The 21311-nt window shown below is 39.4% G+C and carries 22 protein-coding genes and 1 tRNA gene; 1 reads left to right on the top strand and 22 read right to left on the bottom strand.

Annotated features, from left to right (window positions below; all coding sequences use genetic code 11):
- Positions 1-109: 109 nt before the first annotated feature.
- The 10 genes from eno to ACRPLQ_RS20760 form a co-directional block, all read right to left on the bottom strand.
- Positions 110-1405, bottom strand: coding sequence for a phosphopyruvate hydratase (gene eno / locus ACRPLQ_RS20805; RefSeq protein ID WP_028412055.1), 1296 nt, complete (start codon positions 1403-1405; stop codon positions 110-112).
- 24 nt (positions 1406-1429) lie between these two features.
- Positions 1430-2962 (bottom strand): 2,3-bisphosphoglycerate-independent phosphoglycerate mutase, encoded by a 1533-nt coding sequence (gene gpmI / locus ACRPLQ_RS20800; RefSeq protein WP_028412054.1) that lies wholly within the window; start codon positions 2960-2962, stop codon positions 1430-1432.
- Positions 2962-3717, bottom strand: a complete 756-nt coding sequence (tpiA, locus tag ACRPLQ_RS20795; RefSeq protein ID WP_013085385.1) for a triose-phosphate isomerase — start codon at positions 3715-3717, stop codon at positions 2962-2964. The genes gpmI and tpiA overlap by 1 nt, the downstream gene beginning before the upstream one ends.
- Before the next feature lie 175 nt (positions 3718-3892).
- Positions 3893-5077: a phosphoglycerate kinase gene (locus ACRPLQ_RS20790; protein WP_028412053.1), complete on the bottom strand. Its 1185-nt coding sequence runs from the start codon at positions 5075-5077 to the stop codon at positions 3893-3895.
- Positions 5078-5386: 309 nt separating this feature from the next.
- Positions 5387-6394 (bottom strand): type I glyceraldehyde-3-phosphate dehydrogenase, encoded by a 1008-nt coding sequence (gene gap / locus ACRPLQ_RS20785; RefSeq protein ID WP_014457839.1) that lies wholly within the window; start codon positions 6392-6394, stop codon positions 5387-5389.
- A 46-nt stretch (positions 6395-6440) separates the two neighbouring features.
- A complete protein-coding gene (locus tag ACRPLQ_RS20780) occupies positions 6441-7469 on the bottom strand; it encodes a sugar-binding transcriptional regulator (protein ID WP_014457838.1) in 1029 nt (342 codons plus the stop codon).
- 133 nt (positions 7470-7602) lie between these two features.
- The gene (locus ACRPLQ_RS20775; RefSeq protein WP_165635049.1) at positions 7603-7851 is read right to left on the bottom strand and encodes a glutaredoxin family protein; all 249 of its coding nucleotides are present in this window, start codon (positions 7849-7851) and stop codon (positions 7603-7605) included.
- 12 nt (positions 7852-7863) lie between these two features.
- Positions 7864-9174 carry an RNA polymerase factor sigma-54 gene (rpoN, locus tag ACRPLQ_RS20770; RefSeq protein ID WP_028412050.1) on the bottom strand — a complete coding sequence of 437 codons (1311 nt, stop codon included), beginning with the start codon at positions 9172-9174 and terminating at the stop codon, positions 7864-7866.
- Between the two features lie 286 nt (positions 9175-9460).
- Entirely contained in the window at positions 9461-10135 is a 675-nt protein-coding gene (locus tag ACRPLQ_RS20765; RefSeq protein WP_165635050.1) for a hypothetical protein, read from the bottom strand.
- A gap of 201 nt (positions 10136-10336) precedes the next feature.
- A tRNA-Arg gene (locus tag ACRPLQ_RS20760) sits at positions 10337-10408 on the bottom strand.
- A gap of 220 nt (positions 10409-10628) precedes the next feature.
- Between ACRPLQ_RS20760 and clpP the strand changes: the two genes are divergently transcribed.
- Entirely contained in the window at positions 10629-11216 is a 588-nt protein-coding gene (clpP, locus tag ACRPLQ_RS20755; protein WP_013059707.1) for an ATP-dependent Clp endopeptidase proteolytic subunit ClpP, read from the top strand.
- Positions 11217-11250: 34 nt separating this feature from the next.
- Here clpP and ACRPLQ_RS20750 read toward each other — a convergent pair whose 3' ends face one another.
- The 12 genes from ACRPLQ_RS20750 to hisB form a co-directional block, all read right to left on the bottom strand.
- On the bottom strand, positions 11251-11505 hold the full coding sequence (locus tag ACRPLQ_RS20750) for an HPr family phosphocarrier protein (protein ID WP_013059708.1): 255 nt from the start codon (positions 11503-11505) through the stop codon (positions 11251-11253).
- A 28-nt stretch (positions 11506-11533) separates the two neighbouring features.
- Positions 11534-12478 carry a DNA-binding protein WhiA gene (gene whiA / locus ACRPLQ_RS20745; protein WP_013085390.1) on the bottom strand — a complete coding sequence of 315 codons (945 nt, stop codon included), beginning with the start codon at positions 12476-12478 and terminating at the stop codon, positions 11534-11536.
- A 33-nt stretch (positions 12479-12511) separates the two neighbouring features.
- A complete protein-coding gene (locus ACRPLQ_RS20740; protein WP_325077789.1) occupies positions 12512-13498 on the bottom strand; it encodes a gluconeogenesis factor YvcK family protein in 987 nt (328 codons plus the stop codon).
- Positions 13495-14388, bottom strand: coding sequence for an RNase adapter RapZ (gene rapZ, locus ACRPLQ_RS20735; protein WP_013059711.1), 894 nt, complete (start codon positions 14386-14388; stop codon positions 13495-13497). The genes ACRPLQ_RS20740 and rapZ overlap by 4 nt, the downstream gene beginning before the upstream one ends.
- A 41-nt stretch (positions 14389-14429) precedes the next feature.
- Positions 14430-14888 carry an 8-oxo-dGTP diphosphatase gene (locus ACRPLQ_RS20730; RefSeq protein ID WP_013059712.1) on the bottom strand — a complete coding sequence of 153 codons (459 nt, stop codon included), beginning with the start codon at positions 14886-14888 and terminating at the stop codon, positions 14430-14432.
- A 303-nt stretch (positions 14889-15191) separates the two neighbouring features.
- A complete protein-coding gene (gene trxB / locus ACRPLQ_RS20725; protein ID WP_013059713.1) occupies positions 15192-16145 on the bottom strand; it encodes a thioredoxin-disulfide reductase in 954 nt (317 codons plus the stop codon).
- A gap of 111 nt (positions 16146-16256) precedes the next feature.
- Complete coding sequence (locus ACRPLQ_RS20720) at positions 16257-17759, bottom strand: tetratricopeptide repeat protein (RefSeq protein ID WP_099000234.1); 1503 nt, start codon at positions 17757-17759, stop codon at positions 16257-16259.
- Between the two features lie 181 nt (positions 17760-17940).
- Complete coding sequence (gene hisIE, locus ACRPLQ_RS20715) at positions 17941-18564, bottom strand: bifunctional phosphoribosyl-AMP cyclohydrolase/phosphoribosyl-ATP diphosphatase HisIE (RefSeq protein WP_432236263.1); 624 nt, start codon at positions 18562-18564, stop codon at positions 17941-17943.
- Positions 18561-19319 (bottom strand): imidazole glycerol phosphate synthase subunit HisF, encoded by a 759-nt coding sequence (hisF, locus tag ACRPLQ_RS20710; protein ID WP_025752585.1) that lies wholly within the window; start codon positions 19317-19319, stop codon positions 18561-18563. The genes hisIE and hisF overlap by 4 nt, the downstream gene beginning before the upstream one ends.
- The gene (gene hisA / locus ACRPLQ_RS20705; RefSeq protein WP_325077790.1) at positions 19319-20053 is read right to left on the bottom strand and encodes a 1-(5-phosphoribosyl)-5-[(5-phosphoribosylamino)methylideneamino]imidazole-4-carboxamide isomerase; all 735 of its coding nucleotides are present in this window, start codon (positions 20051-20053) and stop codon (positions 19319-19321) included. Before hisA ends, hisF begins: the two co-directional genes overlap by 1 nt.
- Positions 20040-20687 carry an imidazole glycerol phosphate synthase subunit HisH gene (gene hisH, locus ACRPLQ_RS20700; RefSeq protein ID WP_034264272.1) on the bottom strand — a complete coding sequence of 216 codons (648 nt, stop codon included), beginning with the start codon at positions 20685-20687 and terminating at the stop codon, positions 20040-20042. Before hisH ends, hisA begins: the two co-directional genes overlap by 14 nt.
- Positions 20688-21272, bottom strand: a complete 585-nt coding sequence (gene hisB, locus ACRPLQ_RS20695) for an imidazoleglycerol-phosphate dehydratase HisB (RefSeq protein ID WP_013059719.1) — start codon at positions 21270-21272, stop codon at positions 20688-20690. It abuts the gene before it with no gap.
- Between the last annotated feature and the right edge of the window lie 39 nt (positions 21273-21311).

Genomic DNA, 21311 nt, shown 5'->3' with positions numbered 1-21311 from the left:
GTTAATTTATCATAAAAAACCCTCTCATACAAGTAATGACAGCGAAATACACCGGATTTTAACATAAAAAAACGGATGACAATCGTCATCCGTTTTTTATGATTTCAACTTATTTTTTTAAGTTGTAGAAAGATTTAGCGCCATCGTATACAGCTAGAACACCTAGCTCGTCTTCGATGCGTAGTAATTGGTTGTATTTCGCAATACGGTCTGTACGGCTCATAGAACCAGTTTTGATTTGACCAGCATTTGTTGCAACAGCGATATCAGCGATTGTTGCATCTTCAGTTTCACCAGAACGGTGAGAAACTACTGCTGTGTAACCAGCACGTTTAGCCATTTCAATAGCTTCGAACGTTTCAGTTAATGTACCGATTTGGTTAACTTTGATAAGGATAGAGTTACCTACGCCTTGTTCGATACCTTGAGAAAGTTTTTTCGTGTTTGTTACGAATAAATCGTCACCAACAAGCTGTACTTTGCCGCCAATGCGCTCAGTTAATAGCTTGTGACCATCCCAGTCATTTTCGTCTAAACCGTCTTCGATTGAAACGATTGGGAATTCGTTAACTAACTGCTCGTAGAAATCTACCATTTCAGCAGAAGTTACGCCTGTACGACCTTCGCCTGCTAAGTCATATTTACCAGTTTCTTTGTTGAAGAATTCAGAAGAAGCAACGTCCATACCTAATTGGATGTCTTGACCAGCTTTGTAGCCAGCTTTTTCGATTGCTTCAACAATTACTTCTAATGCTTCACGGTTAGAACCAAGGTTTGGAGCGAATCCACCTTCGTCACCTACAGCTGTGTTTAAGCCTTTTGCAGATAAAACAGATTTTAACGCGTGGAATACTTCAGCACCCATACGGATTGCTTCTTTGAATGTAGGAGCTCCTACAGGTAAAATCATGAACTCTTGGAAGTCAACGTTGTTATCAGCATGAGAACCACCGTTGATGATGTTCATCATTGGAGTTGGTAATTGCTTCGCGTTGAATCCACCAAGGTAACGATATAATGGAAGACCTACGAAATCAGCTGCTGCGTGAGCTACTGCCATAGATACACCAAGGATAGCGTTAGCACCTAATTTACCTTTGTTTTCCGTACCATCTAGCTCAATCATAAGGCGGTCGATACCGATTTGATCAGTTGCGTCCATACCTACTAATTCAGGAGCGATAATTTCGTTTACGTTTTCTACTGCTTTTAATACACCTTTACCTAGGTAGCGAGATTTGTCACCATCGCGTAATTCTACTGCTTCGTGTTCACCAGTAGAAGCACCACTTGGTACGATTGCGCGTCCGAAAGCGCCTGATTCAGTATATACTTCTACTTCAACTGTTGGGTTACCGCGAGAATCTAATACTTCGCGTGCATAAATGTCAAGAATTGTTGGCATTTTAAAACTCTCCTTTATAATTAATTATTTAATTAATGTTTTACCTGTCATTTCTTTTGGCTGTGCTACATCTAGAAGAGTAAGCATTGTAGGAGCTAGATCCCCTAGAATACCGTCTTCACGAAGCTCTAAGCCTTGTTTTGTTACAATTACCGGAACAGGATTCGTTGTATGAGCCGTCATTGGATTACCTTCAAGTGTAATCACTTCATCAGCATTACCATGGTCTGCTGTGATAATTGCTGTACCGCCTTTAGCTAAAATTGCATCTACAATTTTGCCTAAGCACTCATCTACTGTTTCAATCGCTTTTACCGTTGGTTCTAACATACCTGAATGACCTACCATATCAGGGTTTGCAAAGTTTAATAAAATAGCGTCCTGCTTGTCGCCCTCGATTTCTGCAAGCAACGCGTCCGTCACTTCATAAGCACTCATCTCAGGTTTCAAGTCATATGTTGCTACTTTTGGTGAATCGATTAAGATACGTGTTTCACCAGGAAACTCTGCTTCACGTCCACCGCTCATAAAGAACGTTACGTGAGGATATTTTTCCGTTTCAGCAATACGAAGCTGCTTTAAGTTATTTTGAGATAATACTTCACCAAGCGTATTATCTAAGTTAATTGGCTTAAAGGCTACATATCCGTCAACTGTTTCGCTGAAGTGAGTTAGACATACAAAATGTAAGTTTTTCGGATGTTTCTCACCGCGATCAAATGAGCGGAAATCTTCGTTTGCGAACGTATTTGAAATTTGAATTGCGCGATCGGGACGGAAGTTGTAGAAAATGACTGCATCTTCGTCTTGAATTGTCGCAACTGGCGATCCGTCTTCCTTTGTAATAACAGAAGGTAAAACGAATTCGTCATAGATTCCATTTTCATATGAATCTTTTACGCACTCTTCAGCGCTTGTATATGATGGACCTTCACCGTACACCATTGCGCGGTATGATTTCTCTACGCGCTCCCAGCGTTTGTCGCGGTCCATTGAGTAGTAACGTCCTGAAAGTGTTGCAATTTCACCAACGCCGTACTCTTCAATTTTTTCATTAAGTTCTTTTAAATACGTTTCAGCAGATTGAGGTGCTACGTCACGACCATCTAAGAAGCCATGAATGTAGACTTTTTCTAAGCCTTCACTCTTAGCTAGACGCAATAATGCATAAAGATGTTCGATATGACTGTGTACACCGCCATCAGATAAAAGTCCGAAAAGATGAAGGTTTGTACCCTTTTCTTTTGCGTGCTTTACAGCTGCTACAAGCGTTTCGTTTTGTTCAAACTCGCCTTCACGAATTGCTACGTTTACACGAGTTAAGCTTTGGTACACAATTCGGCCTGCACCGATGTTTAAGTGACCTACTTCAGAGTTACCCATTTGGCCTTCCGGTAAGCCTACAGCTTCTCCAGACGCCTGAAGTGTAGCATGAGGATACTCGTTCCAGAAACGGTCGAAGTTTGGTTTTTTTGCATGTGTTACCGCATTACCTTTATCTTCATCGCGTAATGCAAAACCATCTAAGATGATTAATGCTACTGGCTTTTTACTCATTACTTACCAGCCTCCAAAAGCTGTAAGAAAGAATCTGCTTCTAAGCTTGCTCCACCTACTAAAGCTCCGTCAATGTCTGATTGAGACATATATTCTTTAATATTAGCAGGTTTTACGCTACCGCCGTATTGAATACGTACAGCATCTGCAACATCTTGAGAGAATTGCTCTGCAACAACGCTACGGATGTATGCACAAACTTCGTTTGCACCTTCAGCAGTTGAAGATTTACCTGTACCGATTGCCCAGATTGGCTCATATGCGATAACCGTTTGTTTTACTTGCTCATCAGTTAGACCAGCTAATGCTTTTTGTACTTGATTAGCTACAACTGTTTTTGTTTGGTCTTGTTCATACTCTTCGTTTGTTTCACCGCAGCAAACGATTGGTGTTAAACCGTGTTTGAATGCAGCAATTGTTTTTTGGTTTACTGTTTCGTCCGTTTCAGCAAACATTTCACGACGTTCAGAGTGTCCTAAAATTACGTAGTTCACACCTAGGTCTGCTAATGCAACAGGGCTCACTTCTCCAGTGAACGCACCGTTTTCTTCGAAGTGCATGTTTTGTGCACCAATTTTTAAGTCTGTGCCTTTAGTCGCTTCTACTAAACGATCTAAAAATAGTGCAGGTGCACATACTACTGAATCTACGCTTTCAGGAGATGGTACTGCTCCTTTTACTTCTTCAACAAAGCTAGTTGCTTCAGAAAGTACTTTATTCATTTTCCAGTTTCCTGCAATAATTGGTTTACGCATGTGTAACACCGTCCTTTGTTTATTGTGGGTTTTCACTTCACGCGTTAGATGTCCAAGAGGGTGCTGTTAAAAGTGATTCGGTCCCTTTTATCTCTTGGTCATCCTTCTTCGCTGCTTGATAATTATTTATATTATCAGTCGTCAGGTCGGTCCTCCGTCTTACTGAAACATAAACTTACTTATCGTTTAGTGCAACTACGCCTGGAAGTTCTTTACCTTCCATAAACTCTAGTGACGCACCGCCACCTGTAGAAATATGGCTCATTTTATCAGCTAGGTTGAATTTTTCAACAGCTGCTGCAGAGTCTCCTCCGCCGATTACTGAATATGTGTCAGTTGCTTCTGCTAAAGCTTCAGCTACTGCTTTTGTTCCATTAGCAAATGCGTCTAATTCAAATACACCCATTGGTCCATTCCAAATAACTAACTTAGAGTTTTTGATTACGTCAGCATAGATTTCACGCGTTTTCGGTCCTGCGTCTAAGCCTTCCCAATCGCTTGGAATGTTTTCAATTGATACAACTTGAATATTAGCATCATTTGAGAAGTCATCTGCTACTACCACGTCCACTGGCATGTAGAAGTTTACTCCGTTTTTCTTAGCTTTTTCCATGAAAGATTTTGCAAGTTCAATCTTGTCTTCTTCAAGAAGTGATTTACCTACTTCATGGCCTAGTGCCTTAATAAATGTGTAAGAAAGTCCTCCACCGATGATTAAGTTATCTACTTTATCAAGTAAGTGGTCAATTACACCGATTTTGTCTTTAACTTTTGCTCCACCAACGATTGCAGTAAATGGACGTTCTGGGTTCGATAATGCTTTTGAAAGCACATCAAGCTCTTTTTCCATTAAGAAACCTGCTACTGCTGGAATGTGTTGAGCAATTCCTTCTGTTGAAGCATGCGCACGGTGAGCTGCACCGAATGCATCGTTTACGTATACATCTGCTAATTCAGCAAACGCTTTTGCTAATTCAGGATCGTTTTTCTCTTCGCCTGGGTAAAAACGTACGTTTTCAAGTACTAAAACATCGCCTTCGCTCATGCCGTCGATTGTTTTCTTTACTTCTTCACCAAAAGCTTCGTCAGCTTTTGCAACGTCTTTACCAAGAAGAGCTTGTAAACGTTCTGCAACAGCATTTAGACGTAATTCTTCAACAACTTCGCCTTTTGGACGTCCAAGATGGCTAGCTAAAATTACTTTTGCACCTTGTTCTACTAAATATTGAATAGTAGGAACAGCTGCACGAATACGAGTTTCGTCTGTTACTTTTCCGTCTTTCATTGGTACGTTAAAGTCTACGCGACAAAATACTCGCTTTCCTTTTACATCGATGTCTTTCAACGTTTTTTTGTTCATCGTTAAAAGGCCTCCTTAAGTATTTATGGTACTAAGCAAGTAGGCTTCTATGTAATCATCAATCCACAAACCAACGTACATTTCATTTTATATATTGGCGCCTTTCTATATAAAGTGAAACTCGAGTTAGCTGTTTATGACGCTTTTTCATGTAGAAGCCAATACATAAATCAAGGAAGAGGGGGTATGCCCCTCTCTTCCTTAGCAAGTCTTATTATAGTCGTTCTATTTTCAGATATCCAATAAAAAAGGAAAGTCTAGTCGATTTCTGTCTTATTGAATCAAATAGAAGCGAATTTTAAGTTATTCTTATAGTCCTTTAGCAGCGATGTATTGAGCAAGGTCTACTACACGGTTAGAATATCCGCTCTCGTTATCGTACCAAGAGATAACTTTAACCATGTTACCTTCCATTACCATTGTAGATAATGCATCGATTGTAGAAGAGTTGATGTTACCATTGTAGTCACCAGATACTAGTGGCTCTTCGCTGTAACCAAGGATGCCTTTAAGATCGCCTTCAGCAGCTTCTTTAAGAGCGTTGTTTACATCTTCAACAGTTACTTCTTTATCAAGTTCAGCAACTAAGTCTACTAAAGAAACGTTTGGAGTTGGAACACGCATAGCTCCACCGTTTAATTTACCTTTTAATTCAGGTAATACTAGAGATACAGCTTTAGCAGCACCAGTTGAAGTTGGGATGATGTTTTCAGCAGCTGCACGAGCACGACGGTAATCTTTGTGTGGTAAGTCTAAGATTTGTTGGTCGTTTGTGTAAGAGTGAACTGTTGTCATCATTCCGCGTTTAAGACCGAACTTGTCGTTTAACACTTTAGCAAATGGCGCTAAGCAGTTAGTTGTACAAGAAGCATTTGAAATTACGTTGTGGTTAGCTGCATCGTATTTGTCTTCGTTAACACCCATTACGATTGTGATGTCTTCATCAGATGCTGGAGCAGAGATAATTACTTTTTTAGCTCCTGCTTCTAAGTGTTTTGCAGCGTCAGCGCGTTTTGTGAAGAATCCAGTAGATTCAACAACAACTTCTACGCCTTGTTTGCCCCAAGATAATTGAGCTGGGTCGCGTTCAGCAGAGATTTCGATTGTTTTACCGTTTACTACTAAGTTGCTACCATCTACTACTACTTCTGCATCTAATTTTCCGTGTACAGAATCATATTTTAAAAGGTGAGCAAGCATGTTAGCATCTGTTAAGTCGTTGATTGCTACTACTTCAACGTTATCATTTTTTAAAGCTGCGCGGAATACATTACGGCCGATACGACCAAATCCGTTAATACCAATTTTTACTGCCATGGGTATTTCCTCCTTGAATGTAAAAAGTATTTTTTTATATGAGGGATTAATTAAAATCCCTTACTAACTCTTTTGCGGCGCCTTCATCTGTAATGAGAATCGAATCATGCGCTTGTTGCATAAACGCTTTAATTGCCTTTGCTTTTGATGAACCTCCTGCAACAGCAATAACACATTTATTGTTCTTTAAATCATCGAGTTGTATGCCAACTGTTTTAACTTTATGAACAACTTCGCCTTGATGATTAAAATAGTATCCAAATGCCTCACCTACAGCATGTCCATTTTTCACTTTTTCTAAGTCAGCTTGTGGTGTTTTACGGCGTTCTGCCATTGTCATAGCGTCTCCTATTCCGTGAACAACCATACCAGCGGACTTGATTAAATGAAGCATGTCTTTAATAGATGGCTCACCGATAATGGATCGGTATGCTTCATCACTAAGCTGATCTGGAACATGAAGCAAGCGATAGTGACTCATGGACTTTTCAGCCATCTTAGCACAAATCGTGTTTGCTTGGTTTTGTACATTTTCACCTAACCCTCCGCGAGCAGGTACAAAAAGTACATCAGGGTGTTTTGAATCAGGTGTCATCATTTCGGCAACGGCGGCAAGCGTTGTACCACCTGTAACAGCAACGGTATTTTTTTCACCAACAAGGCGCTCCTTGATACACGAAACAGATGCTCGACCCATTTCATTTTTGACCCAAGGAGACTGATCACTATCTCCAGATACAACAACAACTTCTGATAAAGAAAACGCCTCTTTTAATGTTGTTTCCAATAATCGAAGTCCTGAAACTTCCTTCATTACTTCTTCTAACTCAGCTAGAAGTAGTTCTCCCTCGTTTGTAAGCGTCATCCCACTAGGGTAAATGTCAATCAAATCTTGTTCTTTTAAGAATGTTACTTCGCTTCGTAACACACGCTCTGTTAGCCCAAGGCTTACAGCTAAGTTTCTGCGGCCAATCGGCTGCATTAAACGTATGTATTGCAAGATTTGATAGCGCTTTTGCATAACTGAGAGAAGTTCAGGTAATAATTTTCGTTGTACTTCTATTAAAGAACGCATGTTAAAATCCCCTTAAGGCATAAACTTACTGGACATATTTTGTCCCATATAGACATATTATGTCCCACCTTGCGCAAAAAAAATTCACCCTGCTACAAAATCTATTCTAACAGGAGTGAATCCTTTATTCAACTCATGTGTTGCCTATTTTTAAAAGTAAGCGTTTTCTTAATGGAATACCTGTTATTTTTCCATATTCCACTTCTTCTCCATCCATTTCTACTACAGGAATCGCAAGGTGATACTTTTCCAACCACTCATCGTTTTTGTAAATATCTCGTGCCATAAGCTGAAAGGGAAACTCAGACTGCATCTCTGCAAGCAGCTTCTTTGCATCATCGCATAAATGACAGCCATTTTTGGTATATAGTACGACTTCCACATTCCCACTCCTTTACTGCGTGACAAAAAGTTTTCGTTGACTGGATGGTAGAACGTTTAATTGGTCTCGATATTTGGCTACCGTTCTTCTTGAAATAGTAACGTTATAATTGCTTTGCAAGACGTTAGCCAACTGCTGATCTGAAAGCGGACGCTGTTTGTTTTCTTCTGATACTAGCTTTTTAAGCAGTTCTTTTACGTGAGTTGTAGAAGTCGCTTCGTTGTTGCCCAGTTGAATACTAGTTGAGAAAAAAGATTTCATTGAAAAGGTGCCAAAAGGTGTTTGAATATATTTGTGCCGAGTAGCACGGCTAATCGTTGATTCATGCACAGAGGTTTGTTCCGCTACTTCCTTCATCGTTAACGGCTTCAAATACGAAGGGCCCTTTTTAAAAAATGCTTCTTGTTCAACGAGTAAAGTATTCATTAATGCGTTTAATGTGTCTTTGCGTGTGTGTAAACTTTTCATAATCCATTGAAATTCACGATATTTCTCTTGCAAATAAGAAAACATTTCTTGGTTCTGCTTATTTTTCAGCTGAAGTTTGTATTGTTCGTTCACTGAAAGACGAGGTTCCAAATCCTCATTTGCATAAGCAACGACATTTCCATCTTCAATTTTCACAATAAAATCCGGTACAATGAATCGTTCATTGGACTTCATATAAAATGATCCAGGACGAGGATTTAATTTCTTAATCTGTTCATGTAATTGTTGAAGAGCTTCAAGTGAGATTTGACATAACTTTGAGATTTTCATCCATTTTTTATAAGCAAATTCCTCAAAGTGATGTGTCAAAATTTGCTCTATTTTTTCTGTCCATTGATTACTTCTTTTTAATTGGAGCATTAAGCACTCCTGTAAACTTCTCGCCCCTACTCCTGCCGGGTCCATCTGCTGCACAAGTTGAAGAGCCTTTTCAACCTGCTCTTGATCTTGGCCAAGCTGGTTAGCAAGTATGATTAACTCATCGTGCAAATAGCCAGCATCATCCAGACTATGAATAACAAACTCAACGGCTGCCTGCTCACATTCATCTAATTTTAATAATGCGGATTGATTCATTAAATGTTCGTACAGCGTTTCTTTAGGAGCTGGTATACTGCTCATATAATCTGTTGAATCAGAAGTTGCATGATTTTTTTGATTGTGAGATGTATTGACGGGCAGCTCTGAAAAATCTATAAGCGGATTTTGAAGCGCCTGCTCATGTAAAAACGCTACAATATCCATCGATGAATATTGTAAAAGAGAAATAGCTTGTGATAATTCTTTTGACATCGTCAGTTTTAACGACTGCTGCTGAAATAATCCAATCTCCATTATTTCTCCCCTCCCCTTCATCTATTTTACTATAAAAACGCTTTCAAAGAGCATATAACTATTTTTTATATGTAATTTTTTCATCAAAAAATCTCCGTCAACCTTTGTTAACGAAGCATTTCATCCTATTTTTAGTTACTAACCATCAAAAAAGTAATAGAGCTATACACCTTTATAACTTTTCATTATAATTCGCGCCTACTACATGATCCGAGTACTAATTCGACATGACGTTTTCTTCGTCATGTCGAATTTTCTGCATTTGTATAATATATAGAAGAATTGCTTATTGAATAGTTTGTGCCATTTGCATAAACTTGTCTAAGTTTTCTGCGTCATTTTTCGTAAAAATGGTTAGCTTCATTGGTTTCTTTCCTTTAACCAACACGGCGTTTACCGTATGATCGCCAGATGTGGCTTCATACCAAACAGAATCTTTGAAGATTCCATTCTCTTCAAGATTCTTTTTCTCTGCTGCATTTTTATTAACTGCTGTTGCCGTTTGTTTAACAGATTGAGCAGCGTCATCCAGCGATGCTTCTGATGAAAGCATTTCAATACGCATAAATTGAGAATCATCTGAAGTTAACACTAACGCATCTTTTCCAGGTTCTTCACCCGTTAGTTTATAGCCGTCCATTACTTGAATAGAATAATCTTGTTCTGGGCTTTTTGTTAGTTTTGTTTCTGAAGAAGACCTTGACTGTCCACCTTCCGCCGTTTCGCTAGTCGATGATTGACTTCCTGAAGGTTCGGCTGAGATTTCAGCAGAATCCGCATCTTTTTTCGACTCTTCTTTTGCAGCGCCTGATGTTTGATCAGATTTAGAAGCTGTATCCTGCTGAACATTTTCTGCTTGATCATTAGACTTCGGCTGAGCAGAATCTTCGTTCGTCCCGCATGCAGATAGTAATAGGGCTACCGATGCACTGACAATGGAAAGTTTGTTCATGTATTTCATATTTATTCCTCCTCCGTGTTTCTTTTCCTTATATACTGTTTTATAGTATTCTGACAAATTCCGCAACCGGTACAATGGAATTAATTTCTTGCTTCCTTACGCGTATAAAGGGTTATAGAAGGAAAATAAATATTATTTTTTGAGAAGATGAGCCTTTTTACTCAAAATAAAAAACGTTGCGTAATCCGCAACGTTTTAAGACGCCCTCGACAGGATTCGAACCCACCCTAAGAGAACCGGAATCTCTTGTGCTATCCACTACACTACGAGGGCATATTTGTCACAACTTCCATTATAGGAGAGAAAACTTCTCTTTTCAATAGAATACTACGTTTATTTTTTTTAGAAGGGGGAAAAATTTTAATAATGTCAAAGAGGAATACATAGTCTTTTAAGCGAATATGTGTAGTAGAGGTTCTTTTGTTTGACCTTTATTGACCATACGTGTATTATAGGTACATAACAAATTATTCTTGTTAAGGAGGAATTTAATATGAACTTAATTCCTACAGTTATTGAACAAACAAACCGTGGTGAACGTGCTTATGACATTTATTCACGTTTATTAAAAGACCGCATTATTATTTTAGGTAGTGCTATTGATGATAATGTAGCTAACTCGATCGTTTCTCAGCTTCTATTCTTAGCTGCTGAAGACCCAGAAAAAGATATCTCACTTTATATCAACAGCCCAGGTGGCTCTATTACAGCTGGAATGGCTATCTATGATACGATGCAATTCATTAAGCCAAAAGTTTCTACAATTTGTATCGGTATGGCTGCATCAATGGGTGCTTTCTTACTGGCTGCTGGTGAAAAGGGCAAACGTTTTGCTCTTCCAAACAGCGAAGTAATGATTCATCAACCTCTTGGTGGTGCTCAAGGACAAGCTACTGAAATCGAAATTGCGGCAAAACGTATTCTATTCCTACGTGAAAAACTAAATTCAATTTTAGCCGAGCGTACAGGTCAACCGTTAGAAGTGCTACAACGTGATACAGATCGTGATAATTTCATGACTGCTGAACGCGCTTTAGAATACGGTCTAATTGACAAAGTATTAGAAAACGACCCTAAATAAGAAAAAAGCCTTTCCCACTTTGGGAAAGGCTTTTTTATGCATCGTTCTCTACGTAAGCGACTAACGCATCCATTGCTTCTTTTTCATCTACCCCTTCAACAATGAGCGTAATAAGAGAACCGTTATTAATCGCTAAGCTCATTAACCCCATGATACTTTTAGCGTTGACTACTTTCTCATCTTTCTTCAAGTACACATCAGATGTAAAACGAGTTGCTTCTTGCACGAATAGTGCCGCAACACGAGCTTGTAATCCCGTTTTTAATTTTACTTCTACTTGTTTTTCCATGATAAAATCCTCCCCCTTGCAATTCCCCTTATGTGACTGGCTGACCGGCGCGAAGCTTGTCTGCTATTTGGTCAATTTTACGCAATCGATGGTTAATGCCTGATTTGCTAATTTGACCTCCAGATACCATCTCACCAAGCTCCTTTAACGTAACGTCTTGATATTCCACACGCAAACGAGCAATTTCTCTTAGCTTTTCTGGTAAGATATCTAATCCAGCTGTTTCATCAATATAACGAATGTTTTCCACTTGACGAATGGCCGCTCCGATTGTTTTGTTTAAGTTAGCTGTTTCACAATTAACTAAGCGATTAACGGAATTTCGCATATCTCGGACAATTCTTACATCCTCAAACCGTAAAAGAGCGTTATGGGCTCCAATGATATTTAGAAACTCCGTAATTTTTTCAGCTTCTTTCAAATAGTTAATATAGCCTTTTTTTCGTTCTAATGTTTTACTATTCAATTGAAATTCGTTCATTAAATTGCATAAAGCTTCGTTGTGCTCTTCATACAATGAAAAGATTTCAAGATGGTACGATGATGTCTCCGGGTTATTAATAGAGCCGCCGGCTAAAAATGCGCCTCTTAAGTAGGATCGCTTACAGCATTTCTTTTGTACTAGCTCTGGTGAAATACGATGTGTAAACGTGAATCCTTCTTCTACAATTTTTAAGTCTTCCAAAAGCATTCTTGTTTTCTCTACTAATCGAACAATATACACATTGTTTTTCTTCAGCCGCATTTTCTTACGTACAAGCAGTTCTACTGACACATCATAATTTTTCTTAAGCAGGACATAAATGCGTCGAGCAATCGCTGCATTTTCAGTTTGGACATCAACTGTGAATTTTTTATTCGAAAAAGAAAGTGAACCATTCATTCGAATTAATGCAGAGAGCTCTGCTTTTGCACAGCAATCCTTGACTTCTAAATTCGTTAACTCTTTTTTTGTTTCTGATGCAAATGACATAACTTCACCTCCAATCTACATACGGAAATAGTGTTAAACACCTGTATTCGCTTTACCTTGCAGCGATGTCAGCATAGAATACACAAGCTTTGCTACTTTTTTTGTATCATGCCTAATTACGCTGCCGTCATACTGAATAATTTGATCTTCAATCACTTCTAAACCTAATTTTAGCAATACTTCACGGTCATATTCTACAGGCTGAGCCTGCTCTACTTGATATTTCTTTTTTAAAGGTGCCGGAATAGGTGCATTATTGACAATAATCGCATCTAAAAACGCACACGGCATATGGTTGTAAAGCGCTTTAATATGATCACTTGCCTTAAAACCCAATGTCTCACCCGGCTGCGTCATCACGTTGCACACGTACACTTTCTTTGCTTTTGTCGAACAAAGCTCATTACAAATATCTTGCACCAGTAAATTCGGCAAAATACTTGTATAAAGACTTCCCGGCCCCAATACAATTAAATCAGCGCGTCGAATAGCTTTTATTGTCTCGACAAGCGGTTTCACATCGGCAGGCGATAAAAACACTTTATTAATTTTTTTATTAACTTCTGGAATTTTAGATTCACCTGTTACGATGGATCCATCTTGCATCTCCGCATGCAGCACAACACTTTGATTAGCTGCCGGAAGCACTTTCCCTCTGACGTTTAGTACTTTGCTCATTTCTCGTATAGCATGCACAAAATCGCCAGTAATAGACGTCATAGCTACAAGCAACAAATTGCCAAGAGAATGGCCTGTAAGCTCATTTCCTGTATCAAATCGATGTTGAAAAAGCTCTTCAACTAGTGGCTCTACATCAGATAAAGCAGCTAGCACATTTCGAATATCACCAGGAGCAGGGATTTCAAGTTCATCGCGCAATCGGCCAGAACTTCCCCCGTCGTCTGCTACGGTTACGATGGCTGTAAGATCAAGAGGGTATTCCTTCAACCCTCTTAACAGCACTGGTAAACCCGTTCCTCCCCCAATGACGACAACTTTTGGAAGCTGTTCACTGCTCATCTATGATTTTCCTTTCTCCTCTCAATGTCACGATGAGAAATATGAGTTTTGTATTCATTCTGGAAATGGTGACCTAAATATTCAGCTAATGTGACGGAGCGATGCTGTCCCCCTGTACACCCTATAGCGATGACCAGCTGGCTTTTACCTTCTCGCTTGTACTGCGGAAGCATAAACGAAAGTAGGTCTACTACTTTTTCAATGAACTTTTGAGTTTCCGTCCATTTTAATACGTAAGAAGAAACCTCTTCTTCAAGCCCTGTTTTAGGACGCATATGGTCAATATAGTGAGGGTTTGGCAAAAAGCGCACATCAAAGACTAAATCAGCGTCAATAGGCACCCCGTATTTAAAACCAAATGACATCACATTAACAGTAAAAACTTGTGAAGCGTGCGAAGAAAACTGAGTTAAAATCTTTTCTCTAAGCTCTCTTGGCTTTAACTCTGATGTCTCATAAATAAGCTGAGCTCTTCCTTTTAACTCCTCAAGCAGCTCCCGTTCCATACCAATTCCTTCTAACGGTAAACCCGAAGGAGCTAGCGGATGTGAACGTCTCGTTTCTTTGTAGCGCGTCACCAGTACAGAATCTTTTGCATCTAAAAATAAAATTTGTGGCGTGACCCACGTTGTTTCACTCATGTTATCTAATGCTTCAAATAGGCTTTCAAAAAACTCTCTGCCTCGCAAATCCATAACAAGAGCAACTTTATTCATTTTATTCCCTGACTCTTTCATGAGTTCCAAAAATTTCGGTAGCAATGTAGGGGGTAAATTATCTACACAAAAGAACCCTAAATCTTCAAAACTCTGAATTGCTACTGTTTTTCCTGCACCTGACATTCCAGTAATAATCACTAATTGAATATCGCTTACAGACCCAGTACTCATTTTTCATCCCCCTCAATCTATGCATACATGTCTATTTATCATTAACAAGGATCAATTCGATAAGATAATAACTCGAAATCCGTTGTATACGTAAAGTTGCCATAAATAACACCCGACCCTTTTGCTACATAATCGATAATGTGATGATCTCCCGGGGCCATCGGCAATTCACTTACTTCACTCAAATTATGCCAACCGAGTTTGCCTTCTTCTGATTCTAGCACATTTGTCCCATCAAAATCTGTAGCAAAAAAAGTAAACATCATCCACTCAGATGAAATTTGATCGTTTTCTTTCATCGTAAATGTAAAAATACCTTTTACAGTGGGATTTTTCAAATAAATTCCTGTTTCTTCACGAAACTCTCTTACAACAGAGTCTTTTACAGATTCTCCTTGCTCCATTTTCCCACCCGGGGCCACCCACCAGTTTCTTCGTGGCTTTTGAAGCAACAATACTTTATCGTCTTTCATTAATACACAATTTGTGACCCTTTGCATGTTTTCCACCTCATCATATGTATACTGACATTTTCTTTTATTATACTACGAAACAAACTTCTCTCACAACGGAGATGAACTAACTATTACTAAATTTTCTGAAAATAAACACTTGCTGTTATATACGTAAATTCAATCTGTTATAGTCAAAAAAAAGAGGCATAGGAACACGTCCTATGCCCGACATACATATATTTTATAAAAGGGGGTCAATTACTATCTATATAGTACCCCATCAATGTTTCACAGGTGTTACAGAACAGTTAAAACCGAATTACGTTTTGTAAACGATTGATTTCAGCCTTATTGCTGAATAGCTTTTAACTTTTCTTTTAACTCTTCTACATAGTGCTGAGCCGCTTGAGCAGCAATGCTGCCATCACCTGTAGCTGTTACAATTTGACGAAGAGCCTTTTCACGAACGTCTCCAGCTGCGAACACACCTGGTACTTTTGTTTCCATTTGCTCGTTCGTTTCAATATATCCTTCTTTATTCGTGATGTTTAGGCTTTCGAATGGTTTTGTTAGTGGAACCATTCCAACATAAATGAATACGCCGTCCGCACCAAACTCGCGCTCTTCACCTGTTTTTGTGTCTACTAACGTTACGCTGCCTACTTTACCGTCTTTTTCATTTACTTCTTTGACTGTTGTATTCCAAATAAAATCAACTTTTTCGTTGTCAAATGCACGCTGCTGTAGGATTTTCTGCGCGCGAAGCTCATCGCGTCGGTGAATAATTGTTACTTTTGTTGCGAAGCGTGTTAAATATACGCCTTCCTCAACCGCAGAGTCTCCACCGCCTACAACGACTAGCTCTTTACCTTTAAAGAATGCACCGTCACATACAGCACAATAAGATACGCCGCGGCCGCCTAGTTCTTTTTCTCCTGGCGCACCTAATTTTTTATATTCAGCACCAGTAGCAACGATTACTGAACGTGTTTTATATTCTTTGCTGCCTGCACGAACTGTCTTGTATTCTTCTCCGTCGATGATTTCTTTAATATCACCGTACGCATATTCCGCACCGAATTTTTTTGCATGCTCAAACATTTTGTTAGAAAGGTCAGGACCAAGGATATGATCATAACCTGGATAGTTTTCTACATCTTCCGTATTAGCCATTTGACCGCCTGGAATTCCGCGTTCAATCATTAGTGTTGATAAATCTGCACGAGATGTATATACAGCAGCAGTCATACCTGCTGGACCTGCCCCAATAATAATGACATCATAAATTTTTTCTTCTGTCATTTCTTTACACTCCTTTTAGGAAATTCCTTCGTAGTTGATTCCAAATTTATGGATAATTATTTCGTTACCACTATCCTAATATGTTCTTCCTATTATCGTCTATTTTTTTGCTCAATTTAATAACGTATTCACAATTTTACTGTACTTTCTAACTGTTGCAGCCGAAATGGAATATTGTTTTGCCGCATCGGCTTGAGTAATAGACTGGTTTTGTTCTTTCGCCCATATATATGTGACGGCTGCAGCCCATGCATTTACGTTGACATGCTGAAAATCATAGGATTGTTTATATACCTGTACATATACATAAAACCAAAAGCTTAAAAGATCCTGGGTATCACTTTCAGTCTGCGATTCCATCTCCAGTTCAATAACATCTGCCACCTCAAAAATCACATGTTGTTTATCCTGCCATACATACGTATATACTTCATCCAAAAGTGTACTCATATGTATGGACGATTTGATTTCTTCTAAAAGAAGCAGACGCTGCTGTTCAGGAAGCTTTTTTGCCATATACAAGCTGTAAAGCTGATCGTGAACATTGTTTGTTGCACACTTCTTTTTCGCTGTAACATCCACTTTCGATTGAAAAACCTTCGCAGCTTTTTGACTGATGCGCCAAGGCTCCTCTCCTTCTTTATCAGGAACGTCTTCCAATGCCAGCTTCCACATTTCTTTAGAGAAGGCTTCATGTCCAGTATAGTAAGAGGCGTATGAAAGCCAATAATGAAATGAGTTGTCTCCTTGAAAACCTTGTGTATAAAGCTTTTTTAACCATCTGTATGATAGTTTGTATTGACCAATCAACGCAAATGTTGCTCCAAGCTTATAGCGGTGTTCAAATGACATCGGATAAACGCGGCTAAGCCCGTCTGTAAGCTCCTCAACTTCTTTATGCTTATGGCAATAATAATAGAAAATCAGCTGATTGCATAACGCATGAAGATTTCCAGGGTTTTTCTCCAATACTTCATTCAGCAAATCCATTGCCTCATCAATTTTATTTAAATAAAAATAAGCTAACGCTAAATTATTATATGCAGACCAGAATTCTGGATACTCATCAATTATTTCAGTTAACAAATCCACTGCTTCTTCAAAATTCGTTGCTTCAAGCAGTCGTTTTGCTTGTTCTTGTTTTATAATCAGCATGTCGCCTAGCTGATTTTTAGGCTCTTCATCTTCTTCATCCACATCAATTGATAGTAAATCTAACAGATCTGTAGCCGATCGAAAGAGGTCACCATTTGGAAAATGCTCAATGTAATACATCGCGTATTTTTTTGATTCTTCAAACAGTCCAAGATGCGCATAGCTGTTGGCTATATAGTAGTAACAGCTTCCTAATGTATCGTCCATATGATGAATCACATGGAGAAAAAGCTCGTTGGCATCTTGATAATCTCCCTGCTCCGTTAAAGCTACTCCAACGTTTGTAAGAAGCTGTGGATTACGGGCATTTTCTTTGTTTGCACGCGTTAAATACTTGAGCGCTTTATCTGACTCCTCTTCTTCAAACGCCTGCAGCGCTTTTTCGAAATAGAAGTCACCCGTTTGCGAAAATGGAATTACTTGTGCCATTTTTTGAATTACTTTTGAGTGTTTTTCCATTAAGCCCTCCAAATAAGTTGATAATTTCGACGTTCGTAGTATATCACATTTGCCAAGAAGTTTAATACCTCTATTCAAAAAAGGAGCCTGCAAGCAGTCGTTTCTTGACGCAAATAAGAGAAGGTTTTGCCTCTTTTATCTAAAATGAGACAACTCCTTCTCTCCTTTCACTATGTAGCTATTAGCTAGAGTGACGTTCCTTTAATACTGATAGGACATCGTCCAAAGGCAGCTTTTGCTCACGAAGTAAAACAAGTACGTGGTACAGTAAATCCGCAACTTCCCACTTCAGCTCATCATGGTCACGATTTTTTGCTGCAATAATCACTTCACCTGCTTCTTCTCCTACTTTTTTGAGGATTTTATCTACGCCTTTATCGAATAAGTACGTCGTATAAGCTCCTTCTGGCATTTCAGCTTCACGCTTAGCAATCACTTCTTCTAGCTCATTAATAATAGCAAACCGATTATCATTTTGTTTATTTTCGCCAAGAATTGTTTCATTAAAACAGCTGTAAGCCCCCGTATGACAAGCAGGACCTTGAGGCTCCACTTTTACAACAAGAGAATCAGCATCACAGTCATATGCCATGCTCACAATTTTTTGTGTGTTCCCAGAGGTTGCGCCCTTGTGCCATAACTCTTGTCGAGAACGGCTGTAAAACCATGTTTCACGTGTACCAATTGATTTTTGAAGTGATTCTTCGTTCATATAAGCCAATGTTAAAACTTCTTTGCTCACAGCATCTTGTACAATAGCTGGCACAAGTCCATCACTGTTGAATTTAATGTTTTCAATCGTCATCGAATGCTCACTCCTTGTTGTTTTGCATAGCTTTTAATTTCTTTTACAGATGTTTCTTTATAGTGAAAGATCGAAGCCGCCAAAGCCGCGTCAGCTTCTCCTTTTTCAAACGCATCGACAAAATCTTGACCATTTCCTGCGCCGCCAGAAGCAATAACAGGAACGCTCACCGCTTGGCTGACCGCTTTGGTTAACGCTAAATCAAACCCTGACTTTTCGCCGTCTTTATCCATGCTCGTTAACAAGATCTCACCCGCACCGCGCTTCACTGCTTCTCTTGCCCAGTCGATTACTTCCCAGTCCGTTGCATTGCGGCCTCCGTGTGTATAGACTCGCCATGATTGTAAGCTTTCATCGTACTTAGCATCGATTGCTACCACAATACACTGAGCTCCAAAAAAGTCGGACCCTTCTGTAATCAGTGCTGGATTGAGTACGGCCGCTGTATTTAATGACACTTTGTCTGCACCAGCACGAAGCATTCTCTTCATATCTTCTAATGCATTAATTCCTCCGCCCACCGTAAAAGGAATCGCTAGCTGAGATGCTACTTCTTCTACAACATGTACCATTGTTTTGCGTCCTTCATGAGAAGCAGAAATATCTAAAAAGACTAATTCATCTGCGCCTTCTTCATCATAAAATTTCGCCAACTCTACAGGATCTCCTGCATCTCGAAGTTCCACAAACTGAACTCCTTTTACCACACGGCCGTCCTTTACATCTAAACAAGGAATGATTCGTTTTGTAATCATTACGCTTTCACCTCTTGAAGTGCTTCAGCTACTGTAAACTTATTTGTATAAAGTGCTTTCCCTACAATCGCACCAATAACGCCGTCAGCTTCATATTTCTTTAGTGCATCTAGATCAGCAAGCTTACTAACTCCCCCTGATGCAATCACACCTTTTCCAGTAGCCTTAGCCATTTCAACAATTCCTTCCACATTAGGACCAGACAGCATACCATCTGTAGAAATATCCGTGAAAATAAATGTTTCCGCACCAGCATTAGCCAATTCTTTTCCTAGTTCTGTCGCTTTGATTGTAGATGTTTCCACCCAGCCTTCCGTCGCAACATAGCCATCACGTGCATCAATACCAATAGCAATACGCGCACCATATTCCTTCAACATTTTTTTCACAAATTCAGGATTTGAAATAGCTGCACTTCCTAAAATAATGCGGTCAATTCCGTTTTCTAAATAGTAAGCAACGTCAGCTTCTGAGCGAATGCCTCCTCCAATTTGCACACGTACATTTAATTTCTTTTTCACGCCTAGCACAAATTCATCATTCACGCGCTTAGCCGCTTTTGCGCCGTCTAAATCAACCATGTGAATCCACTGAGCGCCTTCACTTGCGAATTGTGTGGCCATATCTACCGGAGAGTCTCCGTACACCGTTTCTTTTGTGTAATCTCCTTGAAGCAAACGGACGCACTTCCCTCCGCGCATATCAATGGCTGGATATATTTCAAATTTGCTCATACGATGGGCTCCTTTTCTCTACGAAGTTTGCATAATTTTGAAGCATTTGCATTCCGATTGCACTGCTTTTTTCAGGGTGGAATTGAGTGCCAAATACGTGTTCTTTTCCAACAACTGCTGGAACTTCAACATCATAAGGACTTGTTGCTAAAAGCACGTCTTGGTCGTTTGTTTTTACGTAATAAGAGTGAACAAAGTACACGTGACCTGCACTGATTCCATCAAGCAGAGCGGACTGCTGATGAAAATCTAAAGAGTTCCAGCCCATATGCGGAACTTTATATGTCTGTCCTTCCGCAGTAATGCCGGGAATACGCTCGACTCTCCCTTTTAACAGTTCCAGCCCTTTTGTTACACCGTTCTCATCGCTTTCTTCAAATAAAAGCTGCATACCTAAACAAATTCCAAGCAAAGGCATTCCTTTTTCTACTTCTTCTTTAATAAAGTCCGTCAGCTTTGTTTGATTCAGCTGTTCCATCGCATCTTTGAATGCTCCAACTCCAGGAAGAATCAGCCCTTTTGCCTTTCTTAGTTCTGCAGGATCTGCGGAGATGATATAGTCATAGTTTAATCGTTCAAGAGCTTTACTTACGCTGTATAAGTTTCCCATCCCATAGTCAATAATGCCAATCATTTACAACATCCCTTTCGTCGAAGGCACACCTTTGACACGCGGATCAATCGTTGTCGCTTCGTCCAAAGCACGTGCTAATGCCTTAAATACCGCTTCAATAATGTGGTGCGTATTTTTACCGTAGTGTACGATTACATGTACATTCATGCGAGATTCTAATGCAAATTTCCATAAAAATTCATATACAAGCTCTGTATCAAATGTACCGACGCGCGAAGCGGGAATGTCACCTTTAAATTCAAAATGAGGACGATTGCTTAAATCTACTACGACTTGGGCTAACGCGTCATCCATTGGTACAAACGCATTTCCATAGCGTTTAATTCCTTTTTTATCACCGAGCGCTTCTTTGAACGTTTGACCAAGGCAAATACCGATATCTTCCGTTGTATGGTGATCATCAATCTCCGTGTCTCCATCTGCTTTTACATCAAGGTTAAACTGTCCGTGTTTTGTAAATAAATCGAGCATATGATTTAAAAAAGGAACGCCTGTATCAATGTTCGCTTTTCCTTCTCCATCGATTCCAATCGCTAATGCAATATCCGTTTCGTTTGTTGTACGTTTAATACTTGACTCTCTCATTGTGAAACTCCTTTCAACTGTGCATGTAATAAGTAAAGA

Origin of the sequence: Priestia sp. TRN 1309 (genome assembly GCF_050846875.1) — a bacterium.
Classification (GTDB): domain Bacteria; phylum Bacillota; class Bacilli; order Bacillales; family Bacillaceae_H; genus Priestia; species Priestia zanthoxyli.
Note: the sequence above shows the minus strand (reverse complement) of the source record. Positions and strands in the feature narration are given on the sequence as shown.

Coding starts and splice junctions, on each gene's coding strand:
- eno (WP_028412055.1), bottom strand. CDS start 1,405: ATGCCAACAATTCTTGACATTTATGCACGCGAAGTATTAGATTCTCGC.
- gpmI (WP_028412054.1), bottom strand. CDS start 2,962: ATGAGTAAAAAGCCAGTAGCATTAATCATCTTAGATGGTTTTGCATTA.
- tpiA (WP_013085385.1), bottom strand. CDS start 3,717: ATGCGTAAACCAATTATTGCAGGAAACTGGAAAATGAATAAAGTACTT.
- ACRPLQ_RS20790 (WP_028412053.1), bottom strand. CDS start 5,077: ATGAACAAAAAAACGTTGAAAGACATCGATGTAAAAGGAAAGCGAGTA.
- gap (WP_014457839.1), bottom strand. CDS start 6,394: ATGGCAGTAAAAATTGGTATTAACGGATTTGGTCGTATCGGCCGTAAT.
- ACRPLQ_RS20780 (WP_014457838.1), bottom strand. CDS start 7,469: ATGCGTTCTTTAATAGAAGTACAACGAAAATTATTACCTGAACTTCTC.
- rpoN (WP_028412050.1), bottom strand. CDS start 9,174: ATGGAGATTGGATTATTTCAGCAGCAGTCGTTAAAACTGACGATGTCA.
- ACRPLQ_RS20765 (WP_165635050.1), bottom strand. CDS start 10,135: ATGAAATACATGAACAAACTTTCCATTGTCAGTGCATCGGTAGCCCTA.
- clpP (WP_013059707.1), top strand. CDS start 10,629: ATGAACTTAATTCCTACAGTTATTGAACAAACAAACCGTGGTGAACGT.
- ACRPLQ_RS20750 (WP_013059708.1), bottom strand. CDS start 11,505: ATGGAAAAACAAGTAGAAGTAAAATTAAAAACGGGATTACAAGCTCGT.
- whiA (WP_013085390.1), bottom strand. CDS start 12,478: ATGTCATTTGCATCAGAAACAAAAAAAGAGTTAACGAATTTAGAAGTC.
- ACRPLQ_RS20740 (WP_325077789.1), bottom strand. CDS start 13,498: ATGAGCAGTGAACAGCTTCCAAAAGTTGTCGTCATTGGGGGAGGAACG.
- rapZ (WP_013059711.1), bottom strand. CDS start 14,388: ATGAGTACTGGGTCTGTAAGCGATATTCAATTAGTGATTATTACTGGA.
- ACRPLQ_RS20730 (WP_013059712.1), bottom strand. CDS start 14,888: ATGCAAAGGGTCACAAATTGTGTATTAATGAAAGACGATAAAGTATTG.
- trxB (WP_013059713.1), bottom strand. CDS start 16,145: ATGACAGAAGAAAAAATTTATGATGTCATTATTATTGGGGCAGGTCCA.
- ACRPLQ_RS20720 (WP_099000234.1), bottom strand. CDS start 17,759: ATGGAAAAACACTCAAAAGTAATTCAAAAAATGGCACAAGTAATTCCA.
- hisIE (WP_432236263.1), bottom strand. CDS start 18,564: ATGACGATTGAAAACATTAAATTCAACAGTGATGGACTTGTGCCAGCT.
- hisF (WP_025752585.1), bottom strand. CDS start 19,319: ATGATTACAAAACGAATCATTCCTTGTTTAGATGTAAAGGACGGCCGT.
- hisA (WP_325077790.1), bottom strand. CDS start 20,053: ATGAGCAAATTTGAAATATATCCAGCCATTGATATGCGCGGAGGGAAG.
- hisH (WP_034264272.1), bottom strand. CDS start 20,687: ATGATTGGCATTATTGACTATGGGATGGGAAACTTATACAGCGTAAGT.
- hisB (WP_013059719.1), bottom strand. CDS start 21,272: ATGAGAGAGTCAAGTATTAAACGTACAACAAACGAAACGGATATTGCA.